20 protein-coding genes are annotated in these 24,802 nt (G+C 43.6%); 14 read left to right on the top strand and 6 right to left on the bottom strand.

The window, feature by feature from the left end:
* Nucleotides 1–16 precede the first annotated feature (16 nt).
* The 14 genes from ACIPUA_RS05205 to ACIPUA_RS05140 all read left to right on the top strand — a co-directional run bounded on the left by ACIPUA_RS05205 (nt 17) and on the right by ACIPUA_RS05140 (nt 17,163).
* The gene (locus ACIPUA_RS05205) at nt 17–382 is read left to right on the top strand and encodes a hypothetical protein (protein WP_449059373.1); all 366 of its coding nucleotides are present in this window, start codon (nt 17–19) and stop codon (nt 380–382) included.
* Nucleotides 383–616: 234 nt separating this feature from the next.
* Nucleotides 617–976, top strand: a complete 360-nt coding sequence (locus ACIPUA_RS05200) for a DUF4087 domain-containing protein (RefSeq protein ID WP_449059372.1) — start codon at nt 617–619, stop codon at nt 974–976.
* Between the two features lie 60 nt (nt 977–1,036).
* A complete protein-coding gene (locus ACIPUA_RS05195) occupies nt 1,037–1,474 on the top strand; it encodes a hypothetical protein (RefSeq protein WP_449059371.1) in 438 nt (145 codons plus the stop codon).
* Nucleotides 1,475–2,095: 621 nt separating this feature from the next.
* On the top strand, nt 2,096–2,359 hold the full coding sequence (locus ACIPUA_RS05190) for a PAAR domain-containing protein (RefSeq protein WP_006662537.1): 264 nt from the start codon (nt 2,096–2,098) through the stop codon (nt 2,357–2,359).
* A gap of 1 nt (nt 2,360) precedes the next feature.
* Entirely contained in the window at nt 2,361–3,581 is a 1,221-nt protein-coding gene (locus ACIPUA_RS05185) for a hypothetical protein (protein WP_449059370.1), read from the top strand.
* Nucleotides 3,574–6,957, top strand: coding sequence for an ImcF-related family protein (locus ACIPUA_RS05180; RefSeq protein WP_449059369.1), 3,384 nt, complete (start codon nt 3,574–3,576; stop codon nt 6,955–6,957). The genes ACIPUA_RS05185 and ACIPUA_RS05180 overlap by 8 nt, the downstream gene beginning before the upstream one ends.
* Before the next feature lie 72 nt (nt 6,958–7,029).
* Entirely contained in the window at nt 7,030–8,799 is a 1,770-nt protein-coding gene (gene tssF, locus ACIPUA_RS05175) for a type VI secretion system baseplate subunit TssF (RefSeq protein ID WP_449059380.1), read from the top strand.
* Nucleotides 8,763–9,845 carry a type VI secretion system baseplate subunit TssG gene (gene tssG, locus ACIPUA_RS05170; RefSeq protein WP_449059368.1) on the top strand — a complete coding sequence of 361 codons (1,083 nt, stop codon included), beginning with the start codon at nt 8,763–8,765 and terminating at the stop codon, nt 9,843–9,845. The genes tssF and tssG overlap by 37 nt, the downstream gene beginning before the upstream one ends.
* A gap of 10 nt (nt 9,846–9,855) precedes the next feature.
* Nucleotides 9,856–10,413, top strand: a complete 558-nt coding sequence (gene tssJ / locus ACIPUA_RS05165; protein WP_449059367.1) for a type VI secretion system lipoprotein TssJ — start codon at nt 9,856–9,858, stop codon at nt 10,411–10,413.
* 4 nt (nt 10,414–10,417) lie between these two features.
* Nucleotides 10,418–12,751: a type VI secretion system Vgr family protein gene (locus tag ACIPUA_RS05160; protein ID WP_449059366.1), complete on the top strand. Its 2,334-nt coding sequence runs from the start codon at nt 10,418–10,420 to the stop codon at nt 12,749–12,751.
* Nucleotides 12,752–12,753: 2 nt separating this feature from the next.
* Nucleotides 12,754–13,578: a DUF4123 domain-containing protein gene (locus ACIPUA_RS05155; protein WP_449059365.1), complete on the top strand. Its 825-nt coding sequence runs from the start codon at nt 12,754–12,756 to the stop codon at nt 13,576–13,578.
* A 352-nt stretch (nt 13,579–13,930) separates the two neighbouring features.
* Nucleotides 13,931–14,440: a DUF3304 domain-containing protein gene (locus tag ACIPUA_RS05150; RefSeq protein WP_241501953.1), complete on the top strand. Its 510-nt coding sequence runs from the start codon at nt 13,931–13,933 to the stop codon at nt 14,438–14,440.
* A gap of 23 nt (nt 14,441–14,463) precedes the next feature.
* The gene (locus tag ACIPUA_RS05145; protein WP_449059364.1) at nt 14,464–16,419 is read left to right on the top strand and encodes a hypothetical protein; all 1,956 of its coding nucleotides are present in this window, start codon (nt 14,464–14,466) and stop codon (nt 16,417–16,419) included.
* Nucleotides 16,420–16,470: 51 nt separating this feature from the next.
* Complete coding sequence (locus tag ACIPUA_RS05140; RefSeq protein ID WP_449059363.1) at nt 16,471–17,163, top strand: CPBP family glutamic-type intramembrane protease; 693 nt, start codon at nt 16,471–16,473, stop codon at nt 17,161–17,163.
* A gap of 210 nt (nt 17,164–17,373) precedes the next feature.
* On the opposite strand, the gene ACIPUA_RS05135 is transcribed toward ACIPUA_RS05140, so the two are convergent.
* The 6 genes from ACIPUA_RS05135 to ACIPUA_RS05110 all read right to left on the bottom strand — a co-directional run bounded on the left by ACIPUA_RS05135 (nt 17,374) and on the right by ACIPUA_RS05110 (nt 24,801).
* On the bottom strand, nt 17,374–18,738 hold the full coding sequence (locus ACIPUA_RS05135) for a VasL domain-containing protein (RefSeq protein ID WP_449059362.1): 1,365 nt from the start codon (nt 18,736–18,738) through the stop codon (nt 17,374–17,376).
* Between the two features lie 37 nt (nt 18,739–18,775).
* Nucleotides 18,776–19,204 carry a type VI secretion system baseplate subunit TssE gene (gene tssE / locus ACIPUA_RS05130; protein WP_449059361.1) on the bottom strand — a complete coding sequence of 143 codons (429 nt, stop codon included), beginning with the start codon at nt 19,202–19,204 and terminating at the stop codon, nt 18,776–18,778.
* The gene (tssJ, locus tag ACIPUA_RS05125) at nt 19,201–19,746 is read right to left on the bottom strand and encodes a type VI secretion system lipoprotein TssJ (protein WP_449059360.1); all 546 of its coding nucleotides are present in this window, start codon (nt 19,744–19,746) and stop codon (nt 19,201–19,203) included. The genes tssE and tssJ (ACIPUA_RS05125) overlap by 4 nt, the downstream gene beginning before the upstream one ends.
* Before the next feature lie 60 nt (nt 19,747–19,806).
* Nucleotides 19,807–21,426, bottom strand: coding sequence for a type VI secretion system protein TssA (gene tssA, locus ACIPUA_RS05120; protein WP_449059359.1), 1,620 nt, complete (start codon nt 21,424–21,426; stop codon nt 19,807–19,809).
* A gap of 53 nt (nt 21,427–21,479) precedes the next feature.
* A complete protein-coding gene (gene tssH, locus ACIPUA_RS05115; protein WP_449059358.1) occupies nt 21,480–24,137 on the bottom strand; it encodes a type VI secretion system ATPase TssH in 2,658 nt (885 codons plus the stop codon).
* Nucleotides 24,138–24,309: 172 nt separating this feature from the next.
* Nucleotides 24,310–24,801 (bottom strand): Hcp family type VI secretion system effector, encoded by a 492-nt coding sequence (locus tag ACIPUA_RS05110; RefSeq protein WP_449059357.1) that lies wholly within the window; start codon nt 24,799–24,801, stop codon nt 24,310–24,312.
* Nucleotide 24,802 lies beyond the last annotated feature (1 nt).

The raw sequence follows: 24,802 nt of genomic DNA, 5'->3' as shown, positions 1-24,802 counted from the left end.
TAATGAATAAGCGACTATGAATATAAGAGCTATACTATTGACATTGATTTTTGTTTCTTTCAATAACTTGGCAGATGAAAATATATGTCAAAAGTCCAAGTTAATATCCGAGCAAGAAGGCGCTATTATTAATTCATTTAAGTCAGGTTATAAAGTGATCGGCAATGGAAGAGCCCATTTTTATTATTCGCCTAACGTTAATTGTAAAGAAAAAAACCTTTTTTTAATCAAAGATGACCTCGTTAATGCATCTATTGTTTACGATGATTTTACTTCTATAATGTACTTAAATAAAAATGGTCAAGTTATTGATGGCTGGATAAAGTCAAATCGGTTAACTCCTACAGGAACAGGGATAGGGCCTTCTGATGAAAATAGATAACCTATTCTATGAAATATATCTATAATTTAGTCAAAATCCAGAATATTCATTCTTCATTTTAATTGGTGGTTTTAAATATGGTGAATTTACAGGTAAGATAATCACCGATTATGTTAATGAGTCTAAAACTGATTTTTATAATGCAAGAAAGTGTATTAATGGATTGGATCAAGCGGAGCAAATAAAAGGTTTTGCAGAGGATTACTTGGAAAAACTAAACAATGGTTTATTGTCATGAAAAAATATTTGATATGTCTCCTTCTATTTATACAATTTTCTGTGCAGGGGCAAGAAATTCGTTGTGGCTGGTTAGATAATCCTACACCAGGAAATCTTTGGCTTATCGATCGTGATGCTGAATGGAATATATCTCAGCAAGGAGGACGAAAATCAGAAGGAATTGAGAAAATTATTGATAATTCTATTGACTCTTCAGAGATAATTTACACTAACGGTAACTATGGTATCAGGTGTGCCTGTTTATCTATAGAAGTTGATAATAAATCAAAAACAATAATAAATATATACTCTTTTGATTTGCTGAAAATAAAACAATGCCGTGATGATAAAAAAATACAACATCTTATCAATTAGACATAATAGTGATGAGTCCTTAATATTACCTGACTAGTTGAAAATCAAGTGATAATAATCATGAAGTTTAAAAAATCGTTTCTTATGATATTGCTGCTTCTAAGTACTTTTGCAAATAGTAAAACTTTCTTTCAATGTGCCACTAAAGACGGAACGATTAACTTAGAGTTAATTGGTAAAGACTTAAAGTTAACAATGAAAAAAACAACTCCATTTTTATTGAATGTTCTTCAAAATTATTGGAGGGGGTACTCATATAATCATTATTCTCGGTTTAATACAGAGTATTATAGGATTACTTACTCAAGTAATAATGTGGATTATGCAATATATAAAAATTACGAAGATGGTCAATATAATAGCGGGTTACAAGTGACAGATTTAAATGTTAATAAAGAATATAATTATGATTGCAATAAAATACATATCGATAAATTAGATGAATTATTAAATATTCTAGAATGTGACAAGGGGAGTGCGTTAGGGTGCATGCATTAACTCATTTATATTTAAAAGTGTAATAAATTGAATTGCTAATGCCAAAATTTACGTTAATAAAAATTAAAACCACTTGATGAAAGATAAATTATTCCCAAGGGGGTATTGAAATAAACTAATTAAGTATGAAGGTGGGAAATCATTAACTTATCGTTAAAAAATCCATCCAGATTCTTTATATATTAATTTTTCCACCACACGCTTTTGCTAGTAATAATGTTGAAATAAGGTAACTTCAATCAAAGAATGCAACATTTTCATCCTATTGCCGACAGTTAGACGAAGGAAAGGAATATGACGGTACTTTAGAATATACCTGTTATTTTTCTAACCAAACCCTATCACAAGCTTATAACACATTAATAAACCTCGATGATTATCGACATGCTAGACTTAAAAATAAATTGCCAACTAAAAATCTAAGCTATCTAATCAAGAGTAAAGCGAAAGGCGAGGAAACCTTCGATTATCAATGGATGACTGACAAGAGAATTAAAATAGTTGCGGAAAAAGAAATGGAGTCATCAACCTATTTATTTGAAGAAATGAAGACACAAACGCACTTATTACTTATTGAAGAAACGGGCTATTAACCAACTGAAATCTTAAAGGACTAAAACCATGCAACAAATTATTCGTAAAGGGGATAAAACCACTCATGGGGGAACCGTGCTAACAGGCTCTGACACCATGAAATTTGGGGGTATCGGTGTAGCACGCAAAGGCGATCAGGTTTCTTGCCCGAAAAAAGGGCACGGCCCGACCACCATCATTGAAGGGAACCCTAACTACCTCGATAACGGAATACCTGTCGCTTTTCAAGGGCATAAATGCGGTTGCGGATGTACCTTAATCAGTTCCTTTTCTCCCGCCAAGGTAGGTTGATATGCCAGTTTGGCTCAATACCATTCCGCCTGCTGCTGCAAAAGTACCTCGACCCAATACACGCCGCTGGTTAGTGGCATTGTTGATTATCATATTTATGGGGTTTGCGCTGACCTTATGGTTTTGGACAAAAGACAGAACGGGGTTTATTTTTTGGTTTACCGCGGTGGGGCTCCCTATTTGTGGTTGGGGGTTAGCATTCGGTGCTCGGCGGATGGCGTATAAAATGCAGCAAGTTTCTGCAAGCACGTGGAATAGCGAACGCGAAGCACTGATTAAATCTGAAATCAAACGCGGTCAACGATTTGCCTATTTATTGGATGCGTATATTGAGACCCCGGCGGGGCAAGGTGCAAATCGCAGCCTTTATGCGATCAACAAATCGGTTCCCTTTGTGGCGTTACAACCTTCTCGTTCAGGGTCTCAACCTATACGTTATGCGCCTTTAACCGTATTCGACCAACCCGACTCGACGCTGATGCTCACCGATTGTCTTAATAACATCGCAGTAAAAATTAAACCGATATTACAAAAAATCCCTGATGATATCCCTTGTTACTGCGTATTGGAAATCGATAGTGCGTTACAGCCACTAACTGAGCCAATCCTGCTGGATACCTTAAAAAAACAAAGCCCACACGTTTTTCGTCTCATTGCGGGGCAAGGACTAGAGGCCATTGACGCATGGTTAGATACCCGTTGGGATATTCCTTCCCTATTGTTGATTGTATCTATTGGCTATAACTCGACGCCTGTGGATGATGACGGTGAGGCCATCGGCAGTATTCTTCTGAGTAATCGACCCACCCGCGATATTCCTTGTATAACCCGCTTCCATCGTCCAGAAAAAAGTCACCCTGACAATCTGTCGCACGGCTTATCACAAGCCATACTCTGGGGGAACATCTCTCCTGAAACGATAACCGCAGCGTGGGTTGCCGGGCAGGCTGTTGACGAGGGCGGGGGATGGAGCCAAGCCTGCGAACAAAATCAGTTGCACTTTAGCATGACGAAGGCTAATAAAATGATTGTTCCGGTTTTAGGGAATACAGGAAAAACCGCCCCTTGGATAGCCACGGCCTTGGCCGAGGCCAATATGGATCAAGAGCATTCTCCCGACGCTCAGCTTATTGCGGTTCAGCCTCAACGAGAAAATGACGACATTTGGATAACGGTGATTACACGCCACACAGAAAGTAAGGAAAGCGTAACGCATGTCTAAGGTGAAAGTAAAAACAGTGATGGGTGCTACCGCCGTCGTGTTGATTTTTTTAGTGATTATTGTGGCTTTCTTATTTTACGCCTTTCCCGAATCGATGGCATCATCACTCGGATTAGGCCCGTATGAGGGCGACCGTATTTTAACAGTAAGCTGTTTGGTGGCTATCTTTGTTTTGCTGTTGGGTTGGATCACCGAAAAGCTATTTGATATTTCCGGAAAATCAGGTCTGTATGTTCAATGGGGTAAAAATAAGCAACAGCAATTATCACAAAATGGCTCTGTGCTTGAGTTCGGTGATGAACAAGGCGAGGCAGTCATTGATGTCAATATGGTACAAGAACATCTTCGATTACGCTATGGTCGCTTTTGGCGACGTAAGGTCAAATTATTGCTAGTGCAGGGGCAAGATGCGGAAATTGAACGGGCGACACCGGGATTAAAACAGGAAAGTTGGCAAGAAAATGAGGGTATTTTGTTATTTTACGGTGGTGCACCGGAGCAAAATTTACCCGATGAATACCTTGCCGCTATTCAAGCCGTGAGCCCCGCGCGCCCATTAGATGGCTGCGTTCTTGTGTTTGACTTACCATCACTGCCCACTCAGATTGAGCGCGATAACGTTCTGCGTTGCCATCAGCGACTGTATGCGTCTCTGGGCTGGCGTGTCCCTGTTTGGTTATGGTTAATTGAAAAGCCGTTGTGGAAGGAAGAAAGCCATTCTATACCGCCAATTGGGGCTATTTTTCAGTCAGGTGCAACGCCGGAACACGCTATTGCGGACTTAACTCGTTTAGCCACACCTTTGCGTGAAGTCGGAATGTCTGCATTATTGCAATCGCCCCAACAAGGTTGGCTATTACGTGTCAGTGAACTGATACAAAAGCAACTGCAATCTCAACTGGGCGGGTTACTCCAACACATCATGAAAGGGCATGCGGCATTACAAGTTCAAGGGGTGATCCTCAGCCCAGAGCAAGCCTTTTCTCACCGGCAATCCAATGCGTTAGGACGCTCACCCGCTTGGCAAACTTTTTTCAATATACCATCAGGTCTGAAAGCGAAGAAATTAGGCTGGAATGCAAGGCAAGCTGCTCAGGTTACCGTCCTCGCCTTATTGTTATTTTGGTGTGCGGGCACAATCACCTCATTCATCGTGAACCAAACCTCTATTCGCCATGCGGAAGAAACGGCACGAATTGCCGCAGATAAACAACTCCCTCTTGGGGAACGTCTGAAAAATCAGTATGAGCTGCAAGAATATTTGGCGCGTCTTCAATACCGTCAAACACACGGAGCACCGTGGTACACTCGTTTTGGGTTAAATCAAGATAGCCAAACTTTAGCAAGGCTCTGGCCGCTATATACACAAAACCATCAGGCGCTAATGAAAGCCGCGACGATGGAGGCGTTAAAAACGCAATTAGCAGCGTATGTCGCATTACCTCCTGCGAGTAGTGCGAGGGAACAAAACACTCAGCAAGCCTACAACGCCTTAAAACTCTATTTGATGCTGGCCTCAACCGATCACGTTGATACCGCTTGGCTAACACAAAATCTCTTAACGATTTGGCCTGAGCGTAGTGGTGTTCCAAAAGCGGAATGGCAGCATTTAGCACCACCCCTGTTTCAGTTCTGGGCAGACAATCTTCTCAAACATTCTGAATTAGCCCTAAAGCCCGATATGACTTTAGTGAACACCACACGTAAGATTTTGCTAAAACAAATTGGCCAACAAAATGCGGAAGCGGGTCTATACCAAGAAGTCTTAAAACAAGTTGCCAGTAATTGGCCTGATTTAACGTTAATGGATATGGTTGGTGATACTGATGCACAACTGTTATTTAGCACCGATGAAATAGTCCCTGGTGTATTTACCCGTCAAGCGTGGGAAGAACAAGTCCAGGCAGCCATTGATGAGGTGGTGAATAAACGCCGTAATGAAATCGACTGGGTATTAACCGATAAGACCCAAACGGTGGATAACGAGGTCTCACCTGAAGCTTTAAAAGCCCGACTCACAGAACGCTACTTCGTGGACTTCGGAAACAGTTGGCTTAATATGATCAACAGTATTCAGTGGCACCAAGCCGATTCATTATCGGAAGTGATTGCGCAGCTAAATGTGTTAGCGGATGTACGTCAATCCCCCTTGGTGGCGTTAATGAACACCTTAGCGTGGCAGGGTAAGACTGGACAAAAATCGGAGGCGTTCGCCGATAATCTCGTCGATTCAGCAGTGAAATTGTTAGATAAGAAAAAGCAAGTTAAGCAATTTATTGAACAAAATCAAGCACCCAAAGGCCCGTTGGATGATGTGTTTGGTCCCATTCTAGAAATGATGGAAGGTAAGGACGGAACAGGAAAAAATGGCAATCTCAGTTTCCAATCGTGGTTGGCTCGTGTCACCCAAGTCCGTCTGAAATTGCAGCAAGTCAATAATGCGTCCGATCCGCAAGCGATGGCAAAAATGTTAGCGCAAACGGTGTTTCAAGGTAAAACCATTGATTTAACCGATACCTTGGATTACAGCAAGTTAGTGGCGGCGAGTTTAGGTCAAGAATGGAACAGTTTTGGGCATTCTTTGTTTGTTCAACCGTTAGAACAAGCGTGGAGACAAATTTTATCTCCCGCTGCGGATAATCTTAACACCCGTTGGCAAACCACCATTGTGTCTCAGTGGAATAAAGCGTTTGCCGGGCGTTACCCGTTCAAAGCGACAGGGAGTGATGCCTCATTGCCGTTACTCGCCCAATTCTTACGCAGTGATTCAGGGCGTATAGATCAATTTATCAAAACCAATCTGGGGGGCATTGTCCATAAAGAAGGCAACCGCTGGGTGGTTGACCCATCCATGAGCCAAGGCTTAACCATCAACCCTGAATTCCTCAAAGCCATTAATCAATTGTCAGACATTTCAGACATTGTCTTTGCGCAAGGGGATGCCAATATTCGATTTGAATTAATGGCGAGGCCGTCCAAAGGTGTCGCTCAAGTTCAGCTGATTGTTGATGGCCAAAAATTGGATTACTTCAACCAAATGGAAAGTTGGAAAAGCTTTATCTGGCCGGGAGATAGTTATTATCCGGGCGTGACGCTCAATTGGCAAAGTGTGCGTTCGGGAATGCAAATTTACGCTAACTACCAAGGCAATTGGGGATTAATGCGCTTATTAGAGCAAGCCGAAGTCACGCAACTCGACAGTAGCCGTTATCAGTTGGTGTGGCGCACGAAAGAGGGCGAAACGTTACGGTTTATTTTACGCAGTGAACTCGATAGTGGGCCGCTAGCGTTGTTAAAACTCCAGCAGTTCCGCTTGCCTAACAATATCTTTCTCAATACCCCGGATGTTGTGGATGACCTTGTTGACCCACTTTGACTTAATTCACGAGAGGCTCGGCCAAGAGCCTTCGCTATTTTTATTTTTTAATTGGTTTTAGGAAGTCCTAAAATGGATGATTTGACGCTACGCTATTACGAAGCTGAATTACGTTACTTGAAAGAAGCCGGTAAAGAATTTGCCAATGCGCACCCTGATAGAGCGGCCATGCTCAATCTCGATAAACCTGGCGCGAACGACCCGTATGTTGAACGTTTATTTGAAGGGTTTGCTTTTTTGATGGGGCGTTTGCGGGAAAAATTGGATGATGACCTCCCTGAACTGACTGAAGGGCTGGTGAGCTTACTGTGGCCCCATTATTTACGCACTATCCCGTCACTGTCTATTGTTGAATTTTCCCCCCAGTGGCAACATTTACGCCAAGCCGAATGCCTACCCGCAGGGTTTGGGGTGGTTTCCAGACCGATCAGCGCCCAGCGCACGCGTTGCCAATACCGCACTACGCAAGACGTATTATTACGCCCACTTTCAATTTCCAACGTGCAATTACAGACAGAACCGAATGGGCGCTCCACCATTCGCTTACGCTTTGCCTGCCCTGAAAAAGTCGATTGGTCAAAAACTTATTTAGACAGCCTGCCGATTTTTCTCAGTGCCGATGCGCCCATCAGTTCCGCATTACACCTTGCCATGACGCGCCAAGTTCACGGCATGTACCTTCGCCATGCAGATACAGGGGAAGAGCGTATACCCTTTGACGGTTGGTTTAAGCCGATGGGTTTTACCGATGATGATAATTTATGGCCAAAAGGCGATACCGCATTTAGTGGGTATCAGTTGCTATTGGAGTACTTTAGTTTCCGCCATAAATTTATGTTTTTAGCGTTACAAGGGCTGGAGAAAGCGAAGTTTACGGAAACGACGACCTGGTTTGAAATTGATATCGTGCTCAGTGAAACCTGGTCGGCGGACCTCCCCTTTGAAACGGAAAACTTCCGGTTGCATTGTGCGCCTGTCATCAATCTTTTTTCATTAGAAGGTGACCCGTTAACCATTAATCCGCTGGAGAATGAATACCAGCTACGCCCCCTGCGCTTACAAGACGGTCACACCGAAATCTACAGTGTGGACAGCATTCACGGCTCGATTAAAAATGGTAAACCGAAATACGTGCCGTTTAGCAGCTTTCGTCATCGTGGTGGCATGATGCGCCACGATGCGCCCGAACGCTATTTTCATACGCGGATTAAGCGGGGGCCTTCCGGTCTTTACGATACGTGGCTGATTTTAGGGGGGAAAGAGTTTGAACTGGCTCAGCTTTCCGAAAAACCTGAACTATTATCCATCCGTTTAACCGGCACCAATGGGCAACTCCCCCGTAAAGCCCTTGAAAGCACGGTGTTAGACAGTGTGTTAAAGGCGGGTAAAGTGCCCGTCACCGTCCGTAACCTTACCGCACCCACCATTCCATTATATCCCCCGGCAAACGACCGTTTTCACTGGCGGGTGATGAGCCACCTGGGATCTAACTTTTTAAGCATGATGGATAACCCAGAAGTGCTTCGCGGCACTTTAGCCTTGTACGATTGGACGGATGATGAAATGAATCGTCGTCGACTGGAAGCGATCGTGGGGGTGAAACACACACTCATACGCCGATTCGAACAAGGCTACATGATGCGCGGGGTCGATATTGAAATCACGCTAAACGGCAATAACTTTTCAGGCGAAGGGGATATCAATTTATTTGGTGAGATGCTTCAGCGCTTCTTTTCACTGTATGCGGATATTCACCTGTTTAACCAATTAACCCTTGTTATTCAACCCACAGGAAAGCGTCTGAGATGGAAAGAGAATCACAGTCAACACGTACCCGGCTGATAAAGCATATTGCGCCGACGATTTGGCGTGCGAATTTCTACCGGTTTTGCCAATTACTGGAAAAAGCCGCCCCTCAATCACCATTGCTGGGCACCACCAACGACATTAAAGATGATCCGCTGCGGTTTCGTCCTTGGCCGGGCATGGGATTTCCGGCGGGTGAGCTACGAACGGTAGAGCAAAGTCCGACTAATCCAGCGCTCCCCTTAACGGTTCGCACCAACTTTTTAGGGTTGTACGGCGTCGACTCGCCGTTACCAACGAGCTATTTGGATGATATCGCACAAGGTGTTGATGGGGCAGAAGCCCTAACGGAATTTCTGGATATTTTTAATCATCGCATCACCACCCAGTATTACCGTATCTGGCGTAAATATGCGTATCCCGCGACGTTTGAAGAGGGCGGCACCGATGCCACCTCTCAATGCTTGTTGGGATTAATTGGCTTAGGTATTCCAGGGAGCGCGGAGAGGATCGCCACGCCGATTTCGCGATTTTTGGCTCTACTGAGCACGATGCGATTACCCACGCGCAACAGCGAAGGGGTGAAAGCACTGGTCTCTTTACTGGCCCCGAATACCCAAGCGGTGATTCATGAATACGATATCGTCAAAGTGCCAGTGGATGAACGTACCGGTTTATCCCGCCATCAGCGTGTTTCATTGGAAACCCGAGCAACACTGGGAAAAACGGCCAGAGACACCACCAGTCGCATTCTTATCTCCCTCACCACTCATCACCCGAAAGAAGCACAAGGCTGGTTGCCAGGTGAACATCTGCACACCGACCTATTGGTGCTATTGCGCGTCTATTTAGGTTACCGCAGTGATGCGCGCTTAAAGCTGACAGTTCCGGTGAGGGTATTACCTGAACCGCGTTTACAAAAAACGTCGCGCATTCAATTAGGCAGAACGGGGTTATTAGGGTTAAAAGGGGGCAAACTGAGTGATAACCGCCAATTCCTGACAATCAATCTAGGGCGTTACCACGGTATTGAACACGCAGGACGACCAGAAGCTGAGTCAGGGGATTACCGTTTTGAATAAGTATGAACAAATGAGGGAGAAACCCCATGAAAGGAAAATCGTATCCGTGAAAAACATTAGCCAAAAACTCATGGTGATCTGCTTGTGCGGGATACTGGCGGGTTGTGGACTCGCGCAAGCCGTAAAAGAGGGGACTGTCAGCATGAAAGACGCAATTCTTTATAAAAAAATTACCACACTGCGCTTAGATTTCACCCCTCGCTCGGGGCTCAATGCCGATGAAGACCAAACACCGCTCGCTACGATGGTGTGGGTGTATCAACTGAAAGACAAAAAAGCCGTCGAAGGGGCGATGTATCAAGCACTGTTAACGCAGTCGGATGAAATATTAAAAAAAGACACGCTTAATGCCACTTCGGTCATGGTGATGCCTCAAGGGCAAGTCTCCCTTGATGAGCCTCTTGAAAAGGAGACAAAATTCGTCGCGGTGCTCGGTATGTTTCGCAATCCCGATTTATCAGAAAACACCTGGCGACTGGTGATTAACCGCGAAGACTTAGATGCCGATAAGCCACGCGTGATTGAGTTGGGTGATGGTTGGCTGAGATTGTTACCGTTAAAGGACTAATATCATGAGAGAAAAACTCACCGCTTTTCTTGCTCATCAGCCCTATCAACTTGAAATTCAAGATGTGGGGTTTGATATCGACATTCTAAAATTTGAGGGGAATGAAAAACTCAATACGCCTTCAGCATGGCAGATTGAATTTACCTCCGCGTCGGATTCAATCTCACCGGAACAGGTGCTGTTAAAACCGGCGACATTCAATATGGGCACCAATAAGCGAGTATCGGGTGTCATTACCCGTGTGCAATGGTTATCTACCAGTGCTGACCAATCCCACTATGCCGTTTTATTGGAGCCACGTTTAGCATTACTTGGGCATACTCAGCGTAGTGCTATTTACCAAAATACCTCTGTGATCGAAGTGATTGAAAAGGTGTTGCAGTTCCACGGTTTTGAAGGGGCGGATTACGAATTTAAGCTAGAGCATCAATACCCCGAACGAGAGCTGATCACCCAGTGGCGTGAATCCGACTTGGCATTTATCCAACGGTTACTTGCCGAGGTGGGGATTGGCTATCGCCTTGAATACTCGATAAAAACCGACAATGACAAAGTGCTATTTTTCGATAGCCAACTCAACTACCAATTCGGTGAACAATTACTATATCAGCTTCCTTCAGGCCAAAATGATAACGGGCAACTGTCGGTATGGGATGCGCAACTGGCTCATCAAGTGGTGACAGGCAATGTGATCGTCAAAGACTACAACTACCGCACAGCACTTTCACCAATGGAAATGAGTACGACTCATCCGCTAAACAACGCAACCTTGGGTGATGAATACCATTATGCACCGCCGTATCTGCAGATAGGTGATGAAAATGCAGAAACCCTCGATGCCGAAAGTGGTGCGTTTTATAGCCGTTTACGCCAAGAGCGTTTCCTCAATCCCGCCGCTGAATTTGAGCTACAGACTAACGCCTTTTATCTGATGATGGGTAGTGTGTTGGATATCGCGAATGTGCCTATCAACGAACTGAAAGACGGCGTATTTATCACCCAAATTAGGTATCGTGCAGCGCGTGATGCGTCGTTACAGATGACCCTTAATGGCATGCCGTACAGTGAGCAATATGCCTATCGCCCAGATGAAATTCCCCGTCCGAAAATCGCCGGAACCCTACCTGCACGCATTGAAAGCCGTAATGACAACGATATTTACGCATGGCTGGATGAACAAGGACGTTATCGCGTTAAGTTGAATTTTGACCGCAATCACAGTGAGTCAGGGTATGCTTATCTTTGGCTACGATTAGCCAAACCGTATGCGGGGAATACCTATGGGTTGCATGCGCCGTTGATTGCAAATACTGAAGTCGCCATTGCCTTTGATGATGGTGATCTGGATAGACCCTATATTGCTTTTGCCTTTCATGATTCAGAACACCCAGACCATGTTAACCGTGATAATCACACCCGCAATGTGCTGCGCACGCCTGCCAACAATAAATTACGCATGGAAGACAAACGGGAAAAAACGCACATCAAGTTAGCGACGGAGTACGGTAAAACCCAGCTCAGTCAAGGTCACCTTGTCGATGCACAAGGAAAAATGCGTGGAGCAGGCGCGGAACTGCGTACCGATGAGTGGGGGGCAATTCGAGCGGGTAAAGGGCTGTTTATCAGCGCCGATGAGCAGTCAAAAGCCCAAGGCGATGTACTGGAAATGGAGGCTGTGCTCAAAGAAATCGCCCATCTTCTGCAACAGCGTGAGCAACTGAATCTTGCCGCTAAACAAGCCAAAGCCCTGCAAGCCGATATCGAAAGCCAAAAGAAACTGTTACAACAACGTTTGGAGCCATTAAACCAAAGCCTGTTATTTTCCGCCCCAGAAGGGATGGCGTTCACCAGTGGTGAACATGTCCAACTGGCGGCCAGTGAAAATATCACCATCAATGCAGATGGCGATATCAGCGTGGGGGTTATCGGCAATATGACGATGTCCACAGGAGATAAGTTAGGGTTGTTTGCCCGCACAGGAAAATTGGGTGTGATTGCCGGGGAAGGTCCACTGACCGTGCAAGCCCAAAACAATCGTTTAGATATCTTCAGTGAGCAAAAGCAGACCATCACCTCTGCCGCAGATATCAATTTTACGGGTAAAAAACGCATTATCCTGAATGGTGGCGGCAGTTACCTCAAGCTGGAGAACGGTAAAATTGAGTACGGTACATCGGGGGATTATTTGCGCAAAGTGCCGAAGATGGCTACCGCAGGGCCCAATACCTTACCGATGAAGATGGCACAATTTCCGGCAGTATCTTTGCCGATATGTATTCCGTGCCTGCTCAATGCCATAACAGGCAATGATAACCGTGTAGACCTGAGGAAATTTTAGCCATGGAAAAGTTGAGCCAAGCGGCAAATCAATCACAAGAACATATTTACCTGTTAATCGAGGGTGGAGCGTTTGCAGAACAGACCATTGAGCCTTTTCAGCAAAAAAATTCCCGTTTTCTGTATTCCCTTTACCAACATCCCCAATTACGGGAAGCCAAATGGGTGGGGCCGTGGCTGTATCAGGTGAAAAACAACGCAAATATTGCAGAAGAAATGGCGCAGTTTCCGCAAATTGTTACCGTGATTTTTTCATCATTAGAACTCAAACCTTTAGCGATGCAATTGGCGTGGGGATGCACCTTGGTAAAACCTGATCTCGAAACGATAGTGAGCCGGTTTTATGTTCATGCAGTGATGCCTGTGTTAGCCCGCTGCCAGAAAGAAGATTGGCACTATTACTTATTTTCAGGCACAACCACGTGGTGGCACCAGACATTGTCGGGCTGGCAACCGACCGATATCGCCACCAAAGCGCAGCCAAAAACCCTCGATAGAACGGTGTATTTGGATGAGGCGACTTGGCTGCAAATTGATGATGACCCAGAAGTCAAAAGCGTTTTAGCGCAATGGCAACAGATGCCAATGAGCCAGCATTTTCCGCCGTGTATTCAGCGACAGAAGGTCATACAGGCATTACAGAAAGCGAGTGGGGCAGGTATGCTGAATGGGGCTGACAAAAAACTCTATGCATTACTTTACCTTGATGGTCAAAAATTGATTTTAACTTCTGATTTTGTAGCCTCTAAATTAGAGCAGATTAGTCAAGGCAAATTCAGTTTACAACGCGTTCTTTTCGATTATGAAAAAGTAATATCAGGTGGTTAGTTATGAATATAAAAACAGCGCATTCTGAGCATCTATCATTTTTCAGCAAAGTATATAAAAAGGCTTTTAACATTCTTATTACTTATTTTTTTAGTATGGGCCAGTAAAATATGATGAAGGATTGCGTACTGAAATACATAAAAAAAACTTACACCTTCCCATTAGAAAAAGGGTCGAAAATAATTTACATGTATTCTTTTTACCCAATAATGAAGTACTTCTTTGGTGAGGAAAGGAACTTGTCACGCCGTGGAAACGTGGAACGTCAAAAGAAGAGCTGGCTTGAGCGTTAGCGTAATGATATCGATTTGCTTTTTCTATTAAATGATCCTTGCAATGGGTAATTTATGAAATGAACAGACTAAATGTATTAAAAAAATATAAAAAATACCTATATACCTTAATTATTGTCTCTTTATTCAGTTGGATAGGCTGGTTTGCCTGGTTAGTTTTATGGGGGCCACCTCAAGGTGGGGTGTCATTGGTTATTCATACTCAAATAGATAGACCTATACGTGGATTCAGTGTTAACGGTGTAGCAGGAGGAAATGCTTTTGCTTATGACCCTAGTAATATTTATGCGGGCGGTAGTGGTGCAACGACCTGCTGTGGTTCAATCAGTGGTGATACTGCCGAAATTATTTGGACAGTGGATTATACCCAAAAACAATATGGTGAGGGATTGCGTACTGAAATACATAAAAAAACCTTACCTCTTCCCATAAGAAAGCGAGGCGAAAATAATCTACATGTATTCTTTTTACCCAATAATGAAGTACTTCTTTGGTGGGGAGAGGGACTTATTACGCCGTGGAAACATGGCATGTCAAAAGAAGAGTTGGCTTGGGCGTTAGCGCAATAAATAATTATTGATAAGGTAAGAAAATGGATATTTTAACGTCAACAAATACTTTAAATGCTGAGTTGAATTTAGATAAATATATTGCAGCAACAAACCGAGCTCAACAAGCAGAAGAGTATCAATTGGGTAACTGTGACAGAGTGTTACATTTGGGGTATTTTTTTGATGGTACAGGGCGGAATATTGAACAAGATGCTTCAGATAGTCGTTTAAGTAATATTGCAAAGCTTTTTCGCGCATTTCCTGATGTAACTCATAACAAAGATAAACTATTTTATGACAAGCACTATTTTTCAGGATTAGGTACGACCTTTAACGACAATTTACCCGACAAATTACAAGCGGTGATGGACTCAAGTAACACCTCGTTGAGTGATGATTTTGAAAGTTTACCTAGTGATATATTGACTGATGCAGGTACAGATCTTGTTAAAGGGAAATCGTGGTATGAAGTACTGTCAGATATTAAAGGTAATCTTATTAACCCAAAAGAGTGGGCGTTGTTAGCGGCTAAAAGTGCCAGTAAGGCTGCGGGTATTTCTGGTGTTGAAGCCACACCATGGCTTAGGGATAATCCCTTTATTTCAGATATGATGGTATCAGGGGTCGATATCCGTTTAGCAACAGCTAAATCAAAATTTATTGAATCAATAGAAAAAGCAAAAAAAGAAGGGGAAATTCCCCTTAAACTGGTTTCAGTTTCACTTTTTGGTTTCGATTTAGGCGGGGCAATAGCAAGAAAATTTCTTGATGAAATCATAAATAATATTTGTGAAAAAGATGACGATGATAGGCTAGTGTATCAAGGCGTTTTTGTTGACATACCTTTTATGGGATTATTTGACTGTTCGCGTCATACCGCCGCCAGTTCCGATGATGGGTTGGACTTTGTAGTTTCTCTGATCCCGCAAATATCCGCAGTAAGTACATTAATGGGTGAAAAATCAATAGGGTATTCTTTAGCCGTCCCTGAGCGTGTAAAACGAACCCTGCATTTTATTGCTGCCCATGAACGCCGTTTATGGCGACCTGTTTACCGAACGGGGCTCAAAAACGATGAAAATCATAAAGAGAAATTAGTACCGGGGTGCAGCGAAGACGTCGGTGGTGGATTAATAGCCGATGAACAAAAACCAAGCTCAGAATTATCTTTATGCACGTTGATTGAAATGTATGAAACAGCAGAAAAGTCAGGTGTTCCATTTCCTGAATTCTTAACATTAAAACAAACGAACCCGGTAGTTGCAAAACAATTTATCATGAAGGATAGCGTAAAAGGCAACCCCAAAAGCCTAATGAAAACAAGGCTGTCCGTGAAGTCTTGGGTTAAAGAATACCAAAAGGGTATACCGGAAAACTGGGTAAATGTACGAACATTAAATCAACATTTAGATAGTTATTTTATTTGGCTGGGTGAAAAATATTACGAATATAGGTTAGAGTTAGCAGATGTTAAATCGTCTGAAGATTCCGAGAATAGAAAATTTATCTTCTCTTATCCTTACGATACTCAAAATCAAATTAATAAAGCGAATGTCTATTCGGAAAAAATAGCAATATTAAAAAAACAGTGGGGATGGTTAGATGATATATGGGAGGAAGCTGCAAAATTAAGAAATGATTTTACAAATCATCCTCATGAACGACGACTCCAATTGCAACCTCAGATTTGGCAACCAGCATTTAATAGGGCTATATGGCTATGCAACTGTAGAGCGCATGCATATCAAAACTTGCCAATGCCACCTCATCCCTATTGGTATATCCCAGTTGATGATACTATTTTTTCCTACTTTGTGCATGATATTCAAACTGTAGGTAAAGGTGAAAGTATAACTTATCGTTTTTTTACCATTCGTAAAATGGAAATACCAAGCCCATTTGAAGAAACAACAAAAATTATTAAGCAACAAGACAATATATATAATCCGCATTATAGCATTAATCAATTTTGGACTGATGTTGGAAGATTCCGTTGATTTTATTATGAATGCTAATGAATAATTATTATTTAGAGTCATGGAGTGTTAATGTATAAAAAAAATGAAACTGTAGTCTACCTTATATTAGCTGTCCTAGTGCTTTTTATTAGCGAATCATCTAGTGATTTAATAGTAAATAGTAGGTTAGATGCATATTTTTATCCGAATTTTTATTACTTTTTGATTAATGCCATAATTGGTATAGCACTTTCGATCTTTGCTTTAAATTTTGCAAAAAAAAATTTAAAGCCTATTGATTTACTGGGTAGTATTAATAAATATTCTTTTTATTCATTGCTGACAATGATCGCTTTGCTTTCAATCATTTTGTTGGTGAGATGGTTAGATTTGGATAATATTTATTTAGGTGGGCAGATTTATGCAGGAGGGAAACCATTATTTATTCAAATCGTACTTTTATACCTACCTGTATATATAGGGATCCCATTATATCAAGAGATTGTATTCAGAGGCCTGTTGGTGAATGCCTTTATCAAGGAAGGAAAAAAAATTGTTTATATTGTTCCATCTATTATATTTACAGTCTTTATTTTTAGGAATGAAATCCTAAATTCCTATGTACCTATAAGCTATCTTTTTTACAATATCCCCATCGTGTTTTTATTCTCACTTATATTAATTTACTCGAGACTTAAGACTGGTGGATTATTGACATCAATAATATTAAGCACAATGTTTTATCTGGTTTTTTACAGGGTAAATTTCGAATTGATAATATAGTAGAAAATAATCTCCTTATCATAAACCATGATTGTCACCAACTTTTTTATGATGTGTTTTTTAATAAAGATTTTTACCGATTCTCATATTGTTCAAAGTTATTCAAGGTATTGTACTTTAATGAAGTTCCTCAGAAGAAAAAATGATAATCATGGTTTATTTTTACTCGATGGATGAAAGCAACTGGCTTAAATATAAGTAATATGAAATTCATGATTTTTCCTGCGCATAGCGTAACAACGTATAACGATTCAGTAATTGTTCAAAATGGGTATCGATACGTTTGTATTCCGATTCAGGTACCAAACCTTGTGCTTGCCGCTCTTCCAAGCGGCGGAGTTCTTCCTCAAGGGGTAAACCTTGATTAAAATGCTGGCGAGCAGTAAATATAATCGTTTTTAGTTCAGAGCCCGTGATGTAGCTGCGAGGTTTACCGTCTAATTTGTCCAATCGTTCACTTAAATGATTAAGCTGCTCCATTCCCTGAGACCACTGCTTCATTTGCGTTGCTGAAATGGCATTGACTTGCATGGCTTGTTGCCATTTATCATTCAATACGCGCACTTCAGGCTGAGTGCCAAATTGGGTTGTCAGGTAATTGACCATATTCCAGCTATATTGCTGTGCCCAAATCGGTGATACCGCACCCAGTTCAGTAAGATAGCGGTCAATAGCACTCAGTTTCTCATTAGAAAAAGACGTTAGCTGGTTTGGATTGGGTTGTAATTGTTGGTCCAATTGTGAGGCAATATTCGGTGTGAATTCGGGAAGAGTTGGTAATATTTGTGTAATGGAGTTATCCGTATTCCACGAACCGAATGTGTAAAATACACCCGTACTTGCTATTCCTGTGATAAATAATCCCATTAAAAAGCCCCTACCGAGACCTTGACGATAGGTTGGCGGTGACGTTTTATCTGAAAGCGTTGGCTTTTCTGTATTTGAAGATAAGGTCGCTTTAATGCTAATAGGGGTGACGGCTGTCTGTGCGTGAAATGTTGAGGGTGCCGTGTTAGGAAAATGCCGTGGAGGGATAAAACTCGTATCGGGTGTGTCTGCGCTTTCCAGATTTCTCGCCTGTCCGGTTAACCAATCTTGTAATCGTTCAAGTTGTGTTAAGTGTTTTAATTCTAAGGTTTGTAATTGTTGTCCTATTTTTGCCAATATCGACTCGGCCTTATAGAGCGCGGGTAGGTCTGCATACACAGGTGCCGTACCGCGCAGGCCTGAAATGAGTTGCTGGCTTAATGCAGATAAAATTTCAATACGTGCATGGGTTTGTAACGGCCATAGCGTTTGCCAGTGTTGATTGAGTAAACATTCTAATAACGACAAACCGTCATTTAATCCACTCAAACCATTTTGCTGCTGGCGAATAATCGTAAACCAAGCGGCGGTTTGTAGATCGGCACCATTTTGGTTGAATAAAGACAGGCACAAACCATGGGCTCTTGCCCAATCAATATCGGGGCGGGCAGGGTGAAATCGCTTATTCAGCTCCGTTTTTAATGCCACATAATCACTGAATGTCCGTGGGTCGCCCCCGACATTTAACGTTGTTAAATTAACGTTCATATTTATCTCGACACATTAGGCGATGCATGATGTCACATCAGATAGCATCAAATTGTTTTTTTAAATGGTGAAGTAAAATGCGCCCATCTGGAATAAACTCCGTCCCATAGCGAATGAGCCCTTGTTCATGGAGTTCGACGTCCAACGCATAACGCAATGTCCCAAAGGCTTCCTGAGGTAACAAAACCAGTGAAAGGGATTTAATTCTGGGCTCGTATTTTAGCAATGAGGCCGACAGTACATGGATCATGTTATGCGCAGTGCTAGGAAGCCCTTGGATAAGTTTGCTCATATCCGGTAGGCCATAATCAGGTAAATGAGCAAGGCTACCCGCACGCGAATTGACGATACGACGAATGTTGTCCATGACAGACAAAATGACCCGGTCTTCTTCAGTCAACGACTCGAGGGGGAGCCCTCCCGCAAAATGCCCGGATAACATTTCATATAGTGAGGGCGTGCTCATAGGGTTTTATCACGAAAAGGGTTAATTAAGAGTGTTTGTTTCCCGACCTCAATGTTGTTGACGGAGTCTGGTTTTAGGCCTTTTTTAGGAATGACGATGCGCCAGTCATCAGAGGCTAAATCGGGATGGCTAAACAATGCGGTGATGCCGATAAACGCGGTTTCTTCTTCAAAAGGAATATCGAGAATAATCGTTTCCCCAGGGCGCATAAGGATATTTTTCTGCGTAAGCAGTGCTGCCCCTAAGGCGGTTGTTTTTTCAGTCATAAAGTCGTTGTATTGTGCTGCGTAAAAACGGTCAATGTCCTTCAGTTGATAAATGCGCAGAACTGTTGAGTGGGGCGTTTCATCGAGTATGCTATTGAGCACAGTATCTGCATGAAAGACAACATGAGCAACACGGACTTTGGGATAAAAAATAGCATTAGCCATGTCCTTTGTTGTGTTCGATATCATGTGATTAATGCTACAACCGACTAAAAATAAGCAAGTTAAGAAGCCGAAAGCAAAAGGACGTATTTTTATTAAAAAACTCGGTATCATTAAAAACCACGTTATTTATCAATGTAGACCATGGATGAATATTTGGGGACAAGCCCTAAATTAAGCATAGAGCACGAGCGCTCTGACGGGATCTAACTGCGTTAATTCAGCTAAAAGTGACGTCATTTTTTGTTGCAAGTGCGATTTATTCACATCATTACGTTGAGATTTGTTGCGTAACAGCTGCAACTGACGGGCCTTAATTTCGAATAAATACTGAGGTTCCCAGTCTGCCAATGACATCTGGTTTGCCTGATTGTCTAATTCCTGTAACACATTCAGTGCAAGCTCATGCCGTGAAAATTGTTCGGCCACCCGAGCCATGACCAACTGTTGTAACCACTTTTGCCGTGCTGTGCGGATATCGGGGCGGCTCATCAGCCACGCCAATGCCGTATCTAACCCTTCATTATCCGCCTGCGTAAGTGCTTCAGGTTCCAGCATCAACACAGAATCTTGATCCACTTTAGCCGTGTCCTGCACCGATAAATCATGTAATCCTGAGATCCCTTCTTCCAAAACATCGTGTTTGATCCATTGACGTGTCACATCGTCAGCAAACGGTGTGCCATCTTCCCAGGCTAAAGTTTCCAAACCCGGCAGACGGATAAGCAATTGCTTTAAGTCTGCCGTGATGATAGATGCCCAACCATCCCAGGGCGTAGGTGATTTAAGAAGCGCCTGATGTAGGTACCATTGCACATCCAGCCAAAAGTGGTTAACACCTTCAGCAAAAAGTCGGTCTGCTTGTTCAACCAATTCTAGCCAGCTTTGCTGAAGATAAAGTCGTTTGAGTTGTGCGCGGGCTTCGCTTCTCGGTGTGGCTAAACGGGTACAACCGTGCTGATCCTGAGGCGGAACTTGATGAATTGTATCCCAACGAACGGATTTCATTAAGCGATGTCCTGCCAACCAGCCATTTGGTTGATTGCGCAAGTAATTAGCGAGAAGCTTCGCTTGATCAAGGAGATCTCGGCCGGATTGAATGGGCGTTGCGGCCATGGCAGACATGACTGAAGGTGGCTGCGAACCTTGCTTGCTATGACTGGACTGAATATTTTGCGGAACGACACTCTGAGCGCCGCCCGATTGAGCGAGACGCTTTTCTAATGCTTTCAAGAGTGAAGATAACTGTGGCCGATGCGTCTCATCCCAAGTGTTAAATTCATCGATAATGACCCCGAGTAACGCGGTGATACGCGAAAATGCAGGCATATCGACTTCCGGATAGAGTGACAAACTGTCCAGAACGCGTTGACCTGCTAACCATTCGAGCGCGGATTGACGGCTTTTAGGTCTTGAGGGTAGCAAGGTTTGTTGATAGCGCTGAACCAATCCTGCTAATAACCCTAAAGCATCAGCAAAGCCCGATTCACCTTCTTTATGTAATCGGGCCCAGATGTAATAGGTGACAACTCTGACATCTTTGCACACAGAGGTGAGGAGTTTTTCTGCTAACGTGCAAATTAAATCAGTATCTGCCCCCGAGAGTTTATTGACCTCTTCGCGCATAATTTCAAAATCGTCATCATACCCGGGCTCTTCCCCTGTGGGCTTATCGGGAGAAATGGGTAATAACCAACGCTCCCAGAGCACGATTTGTTCTTCTGCAAGCTGCTGCTCGGCCGAAGAGCGTTCTCCTGAAAAGCAGGAGGTTCTTAATGCGGCTAATACCGGCATAGATTAAATTTCCTTGAACACAGAGATCACGTTGTTATTGACAGGCAGAATATTCACGCACAATTTTCATCGGCAAAACTCAGAGTGATCCCATCTTCTTCGCTATACCCCAACGTCAGGCTTTGCGCTTGCTGGTGGTTCGCTTGGCGCATGAGTAATTGCTGGCTCAGTACCGGTAAAATTTGTTGGTTAAGCAGGCTGTCTATATTGCGGGCGCCAGTGTCGGGTAATAAACAAGCGCTCACGAGCGTGTCGTACAGCGCTTCTTCGATAATACCTTCAAGCTTGTAGTGGGTGTAGAGACGCTTAATCACGCTACCCAGTTTCATTTCAACAATTTGGCGCAGTGCCACAGGGCCTAATGGGCGATAAATCAGGGTTTGGAAGCGTGCGAGTAAGGCCGGTTGGAAGTGGTCACGCAAGGTTGGGCGTAGCAGTTCTTGTAGCTCGCCGTCGGTAGTCTCAGGGAACTCGTCGAGTTGCTGCATAAGCAAGTCACTGCCCAAGTTGGCCGTCATTAAGATCACGGTATTGCGAAAATCAATTTCACGACCTTCGCCATCGCACATAAATCCACGATCGAAAACTTGATAAAACAGATTGAGCACATCGCGGTGCGCTTTTTCCACCTCATCAAGTAATACGACGCTATACGGACGCTTGCGAACGGCTTCCGTTAAAATCCCGCCTTGACCATAACCCACATAGCCAGGGGGCGAGCCTTTTAATTGGCTGACGGTATGGGCTTCTTGATACTCAGACATGTTGATGGTAATTAAGGATTTTTCGCCACCAAACAGGACATCTGCCAAGGCTAAGGCCGTTTCCGTTTTCCCTACGCCACTTGGGCCGACCAGTAAAAATACCCCTTGAGGGCCATTTTCTGAGGCAAGACCCGTGCGAGCTGCGCGCAGTCGTTGTCCAAGCGCCAATAATGGGTATTCTTGACCGACTACGCGTTTACCCAAGGAATCTTCGAGTTCAAGTAATTCAGTTTGTTCGTCTTTTAATAAACTGGATAGTGGTACACCCGTCCAATCGGCAATGACTGTGGCCACCGTTCTAACGTCTACATCAGGGGTGATTAATGGTTCGCCTTGCTGAGCTTGCTCTAATTGTGACTGAATGTCGCTCACATCTTGAGATTGGCGACGCTGCTCCATTAATGTGCTAATGAGGCTCTTTTCTTGTTCAAAACGCTGTTCTAACTCAGCCAGTTGTAGGGCGATTTGGGCGTCTTGAGTCACTAATTCACTTAGTAGGGAGTGGTTGGTGGTGTTGCCAATCGCCAAGTCATCAAGAATGGCTTGCTGTTCAAGTTCTAATGCAGTGCGCTTGGCTTTTAAACGCGTCAGTTCTTCAGGGAGCGTATCGAGACTCATGCGGATGCGGGCGCTGGCGGTGTCGAGCAAATCCACCGCTTTATCCGGTAGTTGACGACCGGTTAAGTAACGACGTGATAAAGTCACCGCAGCCTTAACCGCATCATCGGTAATGTGAACTCCATGGTATTTTGCATAACGTGATTTTAAACCGCGTAGCATTAAGCAGGCTTTTTCATCGTCAGGTTCATCCACTTTAACTACTTGGAAGCGGCGCTCTAACGCGGCGTCGCGTTCGAAATATTGTTTATATTCAGACCAGGTGGTGGCGGCAATCGTGCGCAATTCACCACGGGCCAGCGCGGGTTTGAGTAAGTTAGCGGCATCGGCTCCTCCCGCTTGGTTACCTGCACCAATGATAGTATGCGCTTCATCAATAAACAGTAAAATCGGTGTCGGAGATTGTTGCACGGCTTCAATCACGTTTTTTAAGCGCTGCTCAAATTCACCTTTGACACCAGCCCCCGCTTGCAGTAACCCTAAATCTAATGTGCGTAGTGAGGTTGTTTGCAGGCTGACAGGCACATTGCCTTCAACAATACGTAAGGCTAAGCCTTCCACTAACGCCGTTTTTCCGACACCTGGTTCTCCCACGAGAATGGGATTGTTTTTACGGCGACGAGACAGAATATCCACCATTTGGCGAATTTCATCATCACGGCCAAATACGGGGTCAATAGCACCTTCGCGTGCTTTTTCGGTGACATCGACGGTGAATTTATTCAGCACCGCAAGCAGAGCTTCATTCAAGGTATTGCCAATTAAATTTGGTGCCTGTGCTTCTTCTGTAGAATGAGTTTCAAGCGGCGCTTCACTTGATAAAGATTGGTTATGTGCAGCGAGTTGTTGGACATCAGGGCGCTCATCGGATTGGGCATCTAGCATCGGTCTTAAGCGTTGCAATTGAACCGCACTTAACGTCATTAATGGCCACAAGTTATCATTAGGCACTAACGAAGGTTGCTGAGTCATGGCGGACAATAAATGCACGCTGCGAATATGTTCGATATCTTCATCCAGTGACGCAATCACCCATGCCTGTTGAATAAGTTTAAGTAGCGGTTTTGATAAGGAAGGGCGGGTATGAATAGAGCGTGGTAAGTTATCGATATCTGTGAGTAAACTTTGCCAAAGTGCGGAGATATCCCATTCGTAACGACGGGCTAATACCGTAATGTCACTGTCCCCCATTTCCAATAATTTGAGCAACCAATGTTCAATGGTAATTTCCGCATGCGCCCGTGTCTGGCAGAGTGAAGCTGCGGCTTCTAATGCGCTGGCACAATAAGGGTTTAGGCGACGTAATAGCATCACGGATGAATTGTCCATATTCTCTCTCTTGTATTGGGGGAAACGGTTTTTTAGCAGTGGCAAGGCACGCTACCGCCCTTAACCGTTAACCGAGGTTCATTGGGTATCAGGATAAATTGTGTGTTGTGTGTATCATTGAGGTGCCAGTCAGCACAAAAAAGAGCAGGCGACAAGCGCCTGCATCATATTATTAAGCGGTAGCACGCTCATTCCATGAATCGGAATGAATGATGTTGCCGTCTTTATAGGTCCAAGTGATTTTTTCGTAGCGCAGCTCAATCTCTTCGAGGTGATTGTGCTTCTCTTTGTTAGGGTCTTTAATGTCGTGCATTTTTGGCGCGACTTTGACGACTTTGACGTTTTCGAGTTTGGTGTTGAAATATTCCACTTCTTGCCCTGCATCATCAATGCGGTACCATTTGAATTCGGCTTGTTTCAAGGTTTGGCCAGTTGTTACCGCTTTGTACAAATAAGGGCTTGATGCATCAATTTCTTTCACGAAAATAAACGGGGTATGAATACGCGTACCCGTTAATTTACCGGTGTTGTTATCGGTTGGGATATACAGGTTATGGTCTTGTGCAACTACCTCAATGCTACCTTCACGGTCTTGTACATTGACAGAGCCCTTGATATCTGCACCGCCGTCATCTTTTAGCCATAAATAAACAGGAATAGCCATT

It is taken from the genome of Providencia sp. AGC89, assembly GCF_053543535.1.
This window is presented reverse-complemented; position numbering and strand designations above follow the sequence as displayed.